General features: G+C 55.5%; 9 protein-coding genes and 1 tRNA gene. 6 read left to right on the top strand and 4 right to left on the bottom strand.

The annotated features are described in order from the left end of the window. The first annotated feature begins 259 nt into the window (after positions 1-259). Positions 260-335 (top strand) — tRNA-Lys (locus AB1805_17040). A 130-nt stretch (positions 336-465) separates the two neighbouring features. Here AB1805_17040 and AB1805_17035 read toward each other — a convergent pair. Beyond that, the gene (locus tag AB1805_17035) at positions 466-867 is read right to left on the bottom strand and encodes a putative toxin-antitoxin system toxin component, PIN family (protein MEW5747136.1); all 402 of its coding nucleotides are present in this window, start codon (positions 865-867) and stop codon (positions 466-468) included. Continuing rightward, complete coding sequence (locus tag AB1805_17030) at positions 864-1,082, bottom strand: ribbon-helix-helix protein, CopG family (GenBank protein ID MEW5747135.1); 219 nt, start codon at positions 1,080-1,082, stop codon at positions 864-866. The genes AB1805_17035 and AB1805_17030 overlap by 4 nt, the downstream gene beginning before the upstream one ends. A gap of 298 nt (positions 1,083-1,380) precedes the next feature. On the opposite strand from AB1805_17030, the gene AB1805_17025 reads away from it, so the two are divergent. Further along, complete coding sequence (locus tag AB1805_17025; GenBank protein MEW5747134.1) at positions 1,381-2,661, top strand: ATP-binding protein; 1,281 nt, start codon at positions 1,381-1,383, stop codon at positions 2,659-2,661. A gap of 39 nt (positions 2,662-2,700) precedes the next feature. Here AB1805_17025 and AB1805_17020 read toward each other — a convergent pair whose 3' ends face one another. Both AB1805_17020 and AB1805_17015 read right to left on the bottom strand, forming a co-directional pair. Beyond that, positions 2,701-2,997, bottom strand: a complete 297-nt coding sequence (locus AB1805_17020) for a helix-turn-helix transcriptional regulator (GenBank protein MEW5747133.1) — start codon at positions 2,995-2,997, stop codon at positions 2,701-2,703. Continuing rightward, entirely contained in the window at positions 2,990-3,319 is a 330-nt protein-coding gene (locus AB1805_17015; GenBank protein MEW5747132.1) for a type II toxin-antitoxin system RelE/ParE family toxin, read from the bottom strand. Before AB1805_17015 ends, AB1805_17020 begins: the two co-directional genes overlap by 8 nt. Before the next feature lie 393 nt (positions 3,320-3,712). Here AB1805_17015 and AB1805_17010 point away from each other — a divergent pair, with 393 nt between their 5' ends. The 4 genes from AB1805_17010 to AB1805_16995 all read left to right on the top strand — a co-directional run. Next, the gene (locus AB1805_17010; GenBank protein ID MEW5747131.1) at positions 3,713-4,831 is read left to right on the top strand and encodes a nitronate monooxygenase; all 1,119 of its coding nucleotides are present in this window, start codon (positions 3,713-3,715) and stop codon (positions 4,829-4,831) included. Between the two features lie 228 nt (positions 4,832-5,059). Continuing rightward, a complete protein-coding gene (locus tag AB1805_17005; GenBank protein ID MEW5747130.1) occupies positions 5,060-6,871 on the top strand; it encodes a PAS domain-containing protein in 1,812 nt (603 codons plus the stop codon). Next, positions 6,868-8,571 (top strand): sigma-54-dependent Fis family transcriptional regulator, encoded by a 1,704-nt coding sequence (locus AB1805_17000; GenBank protein ID MEW5747129.1) that lies wholly within the window; start codon positions 6,868-6,870, stop codon positions 8,569-8,571. Before AB1805_17005 ends, AB1805_17000 begins: the two co-directional genes overlap by 4 nt. A gap of 784 nt (positions 8,572-9,355) precedes the next feature. Then, on the top strand, positions 9,356-11,203 hold a 1,848-nt coding region (locus AB1805_16995), incomplete at its 3' end, for a tetratricopeptide repeat protein (protein ID MEW5747128.1).

Raw genomic sequence — 11,203 nt, 5'->3', positions numbered from 1 at the left:
CTGGAGGGATAGTAACAAGAGAATGTTTGAGCGCCAGAAGTTGAGGAAACGGCCTCAGAAAGCAGCTGCATAAAACCGGACATTTCTATTTTGGTAAAAATAGGACATTTCTATTTTGGCTTGACACTCCGGCGAAAGTTCAGACGGGGCCGGGCCGGTAAAGGGAAGATTCTTCGCGCACAGCACGGATTTCCGCTGGAAAGCTTGACGAGCAGCGCGGTTTTCCTGTATTGTAAATATTCAGTTTATTCTATGGTGTGGGCCGTTAGCTCAGCTGGTAGAGCAGCTGACTCTTAATCAGCGGGTCGGAGGTTCGAATCCTCCACGGCTCACCAAAGAAATCAAAAGGCCGGGAGAGCTCTTCCGGCCTTTTCTGCTTTCCGGAACCCGCCAGCGCCGTCCTTTGAGGTGGTGTAAGCAATTTGAAGAATTGCAGAAATGGGATGTGTCTGGCTAAGCCCGCTATTACACAAATAACGATTCAAAGTCCCTTGGGGTTACAATTCTAACATCCTGACAGCTTTTTAACTCCAGCAGATCAGCGTCTCCTGTCACAAGATAATCAGCCTTCACCGCCAACGCACAGGCGATAATGTTGTCATCATCGGCATCACGGCAAATATTCGTAATTTTGAGATTGTGCTCGATAATTTGACTGATCGCCTCATTGATGGGGTCTAGTGCCGAGGCGACTTCTTCATGGGGAAGGCGAAATTTCTTTGAGAGTATGCGCCGAAGTTCCGTCACAATGAATGGGCACGAGACAAGTGTAAATTCTCCGGCGCGCGCCCTGTGCAATAATTTCGAGCAGATCCCTTCAGTGATAATTGCCGCAATGAGAACGTTCGTATCAAATACGGCAATCATGATATTGCCTTGAACACATCCTCTTCACTGATAAGGCCAAGTTTTTTTGCTTTCGGGCCGAGCTTTTTCTGCACTGCCCTGAGCTTCATCTCCCAGAGAAACAAACTCAGGGACTCCTTCACTATGTCGCTCTTATTCCGCCCCGTAGCTTTTGCAAATCTATCGAGCTCCTCTGATATGTTTTCCGGCAGGCTTACTGACAACACTGTTCTCATAGCACACCTCCTGTATTACAATACACTACAAATGAGGGGCTTTGCAAGACGCCTTTATCCCGGCTCTTTGAATAGACAGAACGTATAAGCATAAGTAGGCGCAGAGGGTCAGGCTTGCGTTCGTGCATCTGCTGTATGCCATACCTCTGGGAGCTCATTCTGAAAACGGCATGTTACTATTGATGGGTCATCTTCAATGCCGATTACTGGAAACCGGTTCCCCATCCTTTCTTGGCTAGTTTTCAGCCAAGGTGCATATCTACCTTGTAATTTTGCATTTACTATGAAATAATAGCGCATGGATATTATCAGCCGTGACATCGTTAACCTTCTCCTGAAAAGGCTAAAGCAGGAGCAGGCCCTTGTCCTTACCGGAGCCCGCCAAACGGGAAAAACGACGCTCTGCGAGATCCTGATTCCAAAGGCTACAGGTCTCGATTACACCTATATCTCCTTTGATGACCCTGACGAACGGCTGCGATTTCAACATGCTGCAATCTCGATCCTGGAATCGATAGACACACCATTGGTCATCCTCGACGAAGTACAGAAAATCCCGGCTCTCTTCGATCCGCTGAAATATGTGGTAGATGCACAAAGAAGAAAGGGAGGGAAAAAGAGGACCACCTTTATACTTACCGGGTCTTCGCAACTGACCCTCCTCAATACCGTCAAAGAATCCCTTGCCGGCAGGATCGGGCTACTGCATCTTTATCCCTTCTCTCTTCACGAAGTAGTGGACGGTGCCGGTACCCCTCTCCTCTCCACGATCTGGGAGGGCCGCAGATTGCCCCGGAAGGACATCGACCGGTTCACTATTCTTTCGCCCGGAAAGCTCCGTGCAGTCGCGCAGACGCGGGATGAGCATCAGCAGTGGGGAGGATACCCTTCTGTATGGCACAGAAAAGAGAAAACGGACAAGCTTAATTGGCTGAAAGATTACCGAAAGACCTATATAGAACGGGATATCGCTGATGTCGGGCAGGTTGGCAACATCGATACCTTCGTCCTCGTACAAAAACTGCTCTGTGCACGTACCGGGCAGATACTCTCGATCAGCGAGGTGGCACGGGATGCATCCCTGGCAGTCAATACGGTAAAACGATACATCAACCTGCTTTCCATGACCTTCCAATGCCATTTACTGCAGCCCTATCATGAAAATATCGGCAAACGTCTCATCAAGAGTCCCAAGATCTATTTCCCCGACCTCGGTCTCAACAAGGCGATTCTGGGAGAGATGACCGTCAGCTCCGGCGCTTCCTATGAAAGCTGGGTATTTTCCGAGCTTGTCAAGTGGAAGCAGCTGCAGCCTGTGGAGCCTGATCTGTTTTTCTACCGGACGAGCGCCGGAATGGAGATTGACTTTCTTCTTGCCGGAGAAAAAACTCTGCTGCCGATCGAAGTGAAGTCCTCGGACAGGATAACCTATGCAGATGGCCGTGCTCTGGAGTCATTTATGAAGGAGAACAAGAAGGCAGCTCCTCTTGGAATTATTGTGTACCACGGCAAGGAGCTCAAGAGCATCAGAGAGAACATATGGGCAATCCCCGACTGGGCGCTCTTTGCCGGACTTTAGGAGTTGCCCAACGAATACGTCTGACGGCCATCTTCGTACTTACCGGCCTTTTGGCACAAGCCGTATCTGCAGCTCGCAGCCCAGGGCTTTCGCTACCTTCTTCAGCATAGAAATAGATGCCTTCCCATAGTTCGGAGATTCCAGCCTTGAGATGGCAGTGGATTTCGTTCCGATCTTCTTGGCGAGTGCGGCTTGGGTCATATGAGCCTTCACTCTCGCCTTGAGCACTTCCTCTGCTATCTGAAATTCCGTGCTCAGAGCATCATATTCTTTTTTGACTGCGGGGTTCTTAAGCCATTCCTCTTTTAATTTTTTAAAATCCTTCAATTTAGCCATGGAGTACCTCCTGCATTCTCTTCATCGCTATATCAATTTCTTTTTTAGGCGTTCTCATGGTCTTCTTTGTAAAACCATGCAGCAGAATGATCCTTTGCCCTGAGGCAGTAAAGTAGAAAACCCTTGCGATCCCGTCCTTTCCTTTTGCCCTAATCTCAAATAATTTCTTGTGCCCTTCTATATGCCTGACATACGGCTCTCGCACATTGAGCGGCCCGCAGGTGACAAGCATGTCGACAATTCTCAGTATCTTGGCCTTAATATCCGCTGAGATAGTGCTAAACCACTCCTCAAGACGCTCATCATACTGAACCGTCCACATATGATAATATAACAAATTTGTTAATATTTGGGAAGAGGGAAATTAGAAAGGAAGACTGTCATAAAATCGTCATAAATCTATGACAAAAGTAGGCCATTGTTGATAAATTATAAACAATTGTTTACGTAAGCAAGTCTTTGTTAATATGAAATTATCTCGGCATTTTCAAGCCCCTTGGTCCAGCCTTGAACACTTCTCTTAATCAGCGGGGCGGAGGTTCGAATCCTCCACGGCTCACCGGTTTTTTCAACAGGGCCACGTCGCACCCTCTGCAATACCTGATTTATAGCATGATTAAAACATTTCTCTTGCCAAAATAAGGTACAATAAGTAAATATAAACCTCTTTTAATTTCCAGGCATTACCTGGTACCGGGAGCCGGAGGAGTTATCATTGTCGGGATCGGAAGTTGTGTTGCAGCCGCTGCTCATCAAGGGTAAAAGGATAACCGTACCCATCGTCCAGGGAGGGATGGGTGTCGGCGTTTCGCTCTCTCCGCTCGCCGGCGCAGTGGCACGTGAGGGAGGACTCGGTATCGTCTCGAGCGCCTGTCTCGACCGCCTCGTCTCGAAGAGGACCGGGAAGAAATACACCACCTATGAAGCAGCTTACGAAGAGGTGTCCCGGGCGAAGGAGTCCAGGGGGTTCGCCGGAATCAATATCATGGTCGCCCTCGTGCGGGACTATGTCGATTCAGTGCGGGGAGCGCTCGATGCCGGTGCGGACGCCATCATCTCGGGAGCGGGCCTGCCGCTCGGCCTGCCCGCCATCCAGCCGCCGAAAGACACCGCCCTGATCCCCATCGTCTCTTCTGCCAGGGCGCTCGAGCTCATCTGCAAGAAGTGGGAGAAGCTCGGCTACCGGCCCGACGCCGCTGTCCTCGAGGGGCCGCTCGCCGGAGGCCATCTCGGATTCAAAATAGACCAGATTGACCTCGAGGCAAACAGGCTCGAGAATCTTCTGCCCCCGGTCAAGGATATGGCGAAGCGGTACGGCGACCTCCCGGTCATCGTGGCAGGGGGTATTTATACCCACGAGGATATCGTGCGCTTCATGGCGATGGGCGCCGACGGCGTCCAGATGGGGACGCGCTTCCTCACCACTGAAGAGAGCTCCGCCTCGGAGCCCTACAAGCAGGCTGTCGTTGCTGCGCAGGAAAGGGATATCATGGTCGCCTACGATCCCGGCTCTCCCTGCGGCATGCCCTTCAGGATCATTCAACAATCTCCGATGTATGTATCGGCGCTGAAGCGCCTGCGGCAACCGAAGTGCGACAAAGGCTATGTGCTCCTCAAAGATAAAGAGGGGAAGTTCTCCGTCTGCCCGGCGAAGGAGAGCAACGAGCACCACTTCTGCATCTGCAACGGGCTGCTCAGCTCCGCAGGGTACAATCCCGATAAAGAGGAACCGCTGTATACCGTAGGGACCAACGCATGGAGGGTCGACCGTATCGTGCCCGTCAAGTCCCTCATGGCCGAGCTGACCGGCCGGGCTTTCCGGCAGAACGGCTAGGCGCACAGGACAGACCCCCTCCGTTTTCCACACGAGGCGCCTCTCCCTTTTGAACAGCCGCCGGGGGGAGCACGAGAAGCCCTGCTCATCAGGCAAAAGACGGGAACAGCATAAGGCCAAAATAGAGAATGAATCTTCGTTCCATATGCTCTATAATTTAAACGTGCCCTATGGTTCCGCATCTATGCAGCACCGCCAGGCGGCGCTCTCTGAAGACAGGACAGCGTAATGAAAGCGACGAAGCCTGAGTCACCCGGCGCCGCCCGGGCCCGCAAACAAGCAGAACAGAAACAGCTTCACGACGAGAGCATGCCTAAAGAGCGGTCGCCGCATGATCGCCTGTATGCAAAAGAGCTGCAGGAAGCGAACCGGCGGCTGCAGGAGCAGAAGGTCGAGCTCGAGCAGCTGATGCAGGAGCTGCTGCGGCATCGCGACCACCTGGAAGAGCTCGTTGACGAGCGTACGAAGGAGCTGAAGACCGCCAACGAGTATCTCGGCCGGGAGATTATGGAGCGCGCCCGTGCTGAACGGGAGCTCAAGAAAGCCAACAAGCTCCTCGAGAGAGTCTTCTCGAGCATCAACGTGCTGATCGCCTACATGGACGCCCAGTTCAACTTTATCCGGGTCAACCGGTCGTACGCCGAGGCGGAGCAGCACGACCCCGAGTTCTTCGTGGGGAAGAACCACTTCGCTCTCTTCCCCAATAAAAGGCACGAGGATATCTTCAGGGGCGTCATCGAGACCGGCGAGCCCTTTGTCGTTTACGGGGAGCCGTTCAAATACCTGAGGGGGTATCGCAGGAAAAAGGAATACTGGGACTGGAGCCTGAGCCCGGTCAAGGAGAGGGACGGCAATGTCTCGGGCCTGGTCCTCAACATGGTGAACGTCACCGACCGCATCCGCGCCGAGGAGGCGCTCAGGGAGAGCGAGAAGAAATTCAGGAGACTCTCGCAGGAGTTCAATACCCTGCTCGATGCGATTCCCGACGCCATACTGCTGCTCTCCCCCGACCTCAAGACGCTCTGGTCGAACAAGGGGGCCGCGCTCCTGCTCGGAGAAGAGATCGCGGGCCTCACCGGCCAGTACTGCCATACCTTGTGGCACAACCTGCCGGCGCCCTGCGACGACTGCCATGTGCTGCGCTGCCTGGCCTCGGGCAGGGAGGAGCGCAGGCAGATAACCCTCCCGAACGGAAGAGTCTTCGATTCCCGGGCGTTCCCCATCAAGGATGAAGGCGGCAGCGTGGTCAATGTCATCACCATCGCCAGCGATACCACCGAACGGATGGTCCTCCAGGCGGAAGTGATGAGGTCCGACCACCTCGCCTCCATCGGCAAGCTCGCCGCAGGGGTGGCCCACGAGATCAACAACCCCATCAACGGCATCATCAATTATGCGCAGCTGCTGGCCAACAAGAGCCCCAAAGAGAGCAAAGAGCACGACATCGCCGCGAGGATCATCAAAGAGGGCGATCGCATCGCGACCATCGTCAGGAGCCTGCTCTCGTTTGCGCGGGATCATAAGGAGCAGAAGGCCGCAGCGCACCTCAAGGAGATATGCGCCGATACCCTGGCCCTGACCGAGGCGCAGCTCAGGAAGGACGGCATCGCGCTTACGGTGAGCTTTGCCGACAACCTGCCGCCGGTTATCGCCAACACCCAGCAGATACAGCAGGTGTTCCTGAACATCATCAGCAATGCTCAATACGCCCTGAATACGCGGTTTCCGGGGAAGCATGAGGACAAGGCGCTCGAGATAACCGGGGAGAGCTTCATTGCAGACGGTGTCCCCTTTGTCCGGATATCCCTCCGTGACCAGGGACCCGGAATCCCTGCCGAGATACTGGACAAGGTCAAGGATCCTTTCTTCTCGACAAAGCCGACCGGCACCGGACTGGGGTTGAGCATAAGCCACGGCATCATCAGCGACCATGGCGGCAGGTTGACGATACAGAGCACCGAGCATGCGGGGACGACCATTGTAGTCGACCTGCCCGCAAAGCGGCCCGAGGAAAGCCGAAACGAGGAATGGGTCTCATGAAGCCGACGATTCTCGTCATCGATGACGAGGAGAGCATACGCTACACCTTCGAAAGCTTCCTTGCCGAGGAGGGATACAATGTCCTCGCCGCCGAGAGCGTCGACGAGGCTATGGGGATCATCAGTCATACCCTCTTCGACGTGCTGTTTGTCGATATCCTCATGGGCGGCCGGAGCGGGATCGAGCTGTTGCGGGAGGTCAAAGAGCGGGGAATGAACTGCCCCGTTGTTATGATCACGGGCTATCCGAACATCGATACCGCATCGGAGGCCGTGCGCTTCGGCGCGTTCGACTATCTCCCCAAGCCGGTAAAGCAGGACCGCCTCCTGAGCGTCGCCCGGCTCGCCCTGCAGCACAAGATGCTCACTGATGAAAAGGAGCGGTACAGGGCGCACCTCGAGGCGATCTTCAGGAGCGTGAAAGACGCGATTATCACCGTGGATACGGAGCGGCGCATCCTCGCGCTCAACGAGGCGGCGAAGACCCTCGGCACTCTCACCGGCGCCGAGATAGGCGCGATGCTGGTACTCCGGCCGGCCTCCCTGCAGGCTGCGTGCTGCGATGCGCTCAAGGAGACGATTGCTCAGATGAAACCCGTCGAGGTGCCCCGCATCGAATGCCAGAGAGACGACGGCGGGGTGCAGGTCCTCGAGATCTCGATGGTCCCGCTCAAGGATGCCCACGGCCTGCTGTCGGGGGCCGTAGTCGTCATCCGCGACCAGACGCACCTCGACGGGCTCGAGCGCAACCTGAGGGAGCGGCAGCAGTTCTATAACATCGTCGGCAAGAGCAGGAAGATGCAGGAGATATACTCTCTTATCGATGATCTCGCCGATGTGCAGACGACCGTGCTCATCACCGGCGAGAGCGGCACCGGAAAAGAGCTCGTCGCAGAGGCGCTGCACTATCGCGGAGGACGGAGCACAAAGCCCTTCGTAACGGTGAACTGCTCCGCGCTCTCCGAGAGCCTGCTCGAGAGCGAGCTCTTCGGCCATGTCAAAGGGGCGTTTACCGGAGCGGTGAGGGACAAGGTCGGCCGCTTCCAGAGAGCGGACGGCGGCACGATATTCCTCGACGAGATCGGCGATATCACCCCCCGCATGCAGCTCCGCCTGCTCAGGGTGCTCCAGGAAAAGGAGTTCGAGCGGGTGGGCGACTCGACCCCGATCAAGGTGGATGTCCGGGTCGTCGCGGCTACGAACAGGGTTCTCCGGGAGAAGGTGAAGCGGGGGGAGTTCAGGGAAGACCTCTATTATCGTTTGAAGGTCGTCGAGATCCCGCTGCCTCCTCTTCGGGAGCGGCGGGAGGATATCCCGCTCCTGGTCGCTTCTTTTCTGAAAAAATTCAATAAAAAACTGAATAAAGAGATCGTCGCCGTCTCGGCCGAGGTCCAGCAGATGCTCCTGATGCATACCTGGCCCGGCAATATACGGGAGCTCGAGCACACGCTCGAGCATGCCTTTATCCTCTGCCGCGGCACCACGATTACCATCAATGACCTGCCGTCGGACTTCAAGAGCACCGTCGAAAGCAGGCACGCTCTTGCTGAAGAGGGAGGCACCGACGAGCCCAAGGCGATCCTCCACGCTCTCGAGAAAGCCGCCTGGAACAAAGCCGGCGCCGCCCGGCTGCTCGGCATAAGCAGAAGGACGATCTACCGCAAGATCAAAGAGTACAACCTCATGCGCGACTACAATTAAGCTGCCCTACCCCGCTCGTTTCTTAGATGTTCCAAAAGTCTCCAGCAAAAAAGCAGCAGGCATTCCGGCTTGTCCGGAATCTTTATCTATGAAAAAATAAGTGTGCCATGACACAGTTGTGTCGCGGCACACAATTGTGCCACGACTCACAAATGGCACGCGCGCTCCACCAATACCTTCAGTATAGTGTTCTATAAGTAGTTATTTTTATGCTAAAACCTGAAATTTTATAAAGAATCCCTCTTTTTGGCACACACTTTGATACTACATATGTGCCTTAAACACAATAGATACCACTAGATAAAGGGGTGTACCTTCATGCTCAACACAATGGTAATGTATCCGACCTTCAGCACTGCCAAAAGAAAAGGAAAAGAGTCCAGGAAGAAGAAAATTAAGATGATCAACCGATCCTGCCCCTTCATACAGGAGCCTTATGACGGTGCGCTGTGCGCCGGCATGACGCGCCAGAACATAGAGAGTGCGATGTACTATTGCGGAACACATTTCGAACAATGTGACACCTATAAGAGGTGGTCCTGACGCAGGAATGCATCATACGTGAGGACAACCCGGAGCGGTCCGCGGTAAACCATCTTGGCTGACAGGGAGCGCAGTGGAGCATCGCCGCGCTCCGCCGTCTGAGCTACTACCAGCGCGGATACCAGCGCAGGCACCAGCAGAGTACTGTTGTCGTCAAGGCCGGATGTCTGTCCGGGGCCGGACACCCCGGAACAGATGAGTTATGAATTTTTACTTACAGGGAAGAGGAGACGCCGCAACAATGATACAGTTCGGATTCGAGCAGTCGGGAAGCATAGGGTTGCTGTATTTTGACGGAGCATTGACCAAGCAGTACAGCAGCGAGATGAAAACCGCGCTGATGCGGGCGCTGCACCGCGTCGATCATCTTATCTTCAATCTCGAAAAGGTGACCGCCATCGACGCCGCCTGTTTCCAGGTGCTTTGCATGGCTCAGCGGATTTCCGCAAGCCTGAACAAACGCCTCACCGTTACGGGTTTTCGCCAGAAGTCGTTCAAACGGCTCTTCGAGGAGAGCCGCTTCAGGCACACGGAGTGCTTCCTCGACTGCTTAAGGGCGGTCTGCAGGGGGAAGCATGCGGAACGAGGGCCGCACCGGGAAACCCAGCCAGAACCGTGCAGCGCACGGGCGAACGCCCGGAAAGTGCAGGGCGTCGGCCGGGGCGGTGCCGGGGGGGGGCTCCCGCATTGCGCTGCAGATAGGGAAAGGAAGCCGCCTATGAGAGCTGACGTAAACAACCCTCTTCTGCAGAACCTGCAGAGCCGGGACCCGCTCGCGCCGCCCGGACCTGCGGGGCCGAGAGAGCACCCGCTCGCCCGTGGGGAGGGGGGAGTCCATACCGGCAAGAGGAGCGTCGTCCTCCTCGTGGACGACGACGCCTATATTCACCGGCTTTACGGGCATGAGTTGAAAAAGACCTTCGGCGAAAGCATAACGCTGGTCCACTCGTCCTCGCCGAGGAGCGCCTTTGCCCATCTGCTTGCGAACGAAGTCCACCTGGTCGTTTCCTGCGTCTTCTTTCCCGATGACCTCAGCGGCGCCGCTCTCTTGAAGGCATCTAAAACGGTCTACCCCGCGCTCCCCTTCATCATCAATTCGACGATGGGCACTTTTAGGGAGGAGTGCAGCGAGGCGGACGCCTATATCGTCAAAACCCCCGACCTCTCAGAGCTCTTTACCGCCATCGCCCACTGCCTCGCCTGCAGCTCCGGGACTGGGGAGATGAACGAGAGAATCAGGGGCGAGGAGAACGAGGCGCTCTTCAGCCTCGGATTCGCCTACTGCGACCTCGGGGATTTCGAGCAGGCGCTCCAGGCGTTCAAGACGATCGTCGCCAAGGAACTGCCGTCCGAGAGCCCGCTCTGCCGGCCCGGGAAAGACCCTTACTGCGAGGCGCTGCGCGAAGCGTTCAGGACCGCGCACCCCCTGAGCAGGGACTATGCAAGGGCCTGTCTCTATAGCGGCAGCTGCTGCCTGAAGCTCGACCGCACTGACGAGGCAATAGCGTCATTGCAGCAGGCGGTCGATATCGATCAGGACTATGCCGAAGCGTACTACTGCCTGGGGATCGCATATGACAAGCAAGGGTTCTGCGCAGAGGCGGTGCGAGCCTATGAGCGGGCTGTCGAGCTTAACCCCGACTATGCCCATGCGCACTTCAATCTCGGCAATATTTACGAAGAGAAGGGCGACCACCTCAAGGCGATCACGGCATACCGGCAGGCGGTGCGCCTCTACCCCGACTTTTACGAGGCCCACTACAATCTCGGCTACGTCTACTGCTCTCTCGGAAGCTATAGAGAGGCGATCGACTCCTTTGATGCCGCGATAGCGATCAAGCCCGACTATGCGAAGGCCTATTACAATCTCGGCATCGCCTACAACGGGCTGGACCGGTACTTCGATGCCATAGAGGCATTCAAGTCGGCCCTTGCGGTCAAGCCCGACTATGCGAAGGCCTGCTACAGCCTCGGCGTCGCCTACGGCAAGCTCCGCAGGTATTCAGAGGCCCTCGAGGCGTTCAAGTACGCCATTGTCATCAGGCCCGACTATGCGAAGGCCTACTACAGCCTCGGCGTCGCCTACGGC

This window comes from Nitrospirota bacterium (genome assembly GCA_040752355.1).
Classification (GTDB): domain Bacteria; phylum Nitrospirota; class Thermodesulfovibrionia; order Thermodesulfovibrionales; family Dissulfurispiraceae; genus JBFMCP01.
Note: the sequence above shows the minus strand (reverse complement) of the source record. Positions and strands in the feature narration are given on the sequence as shown.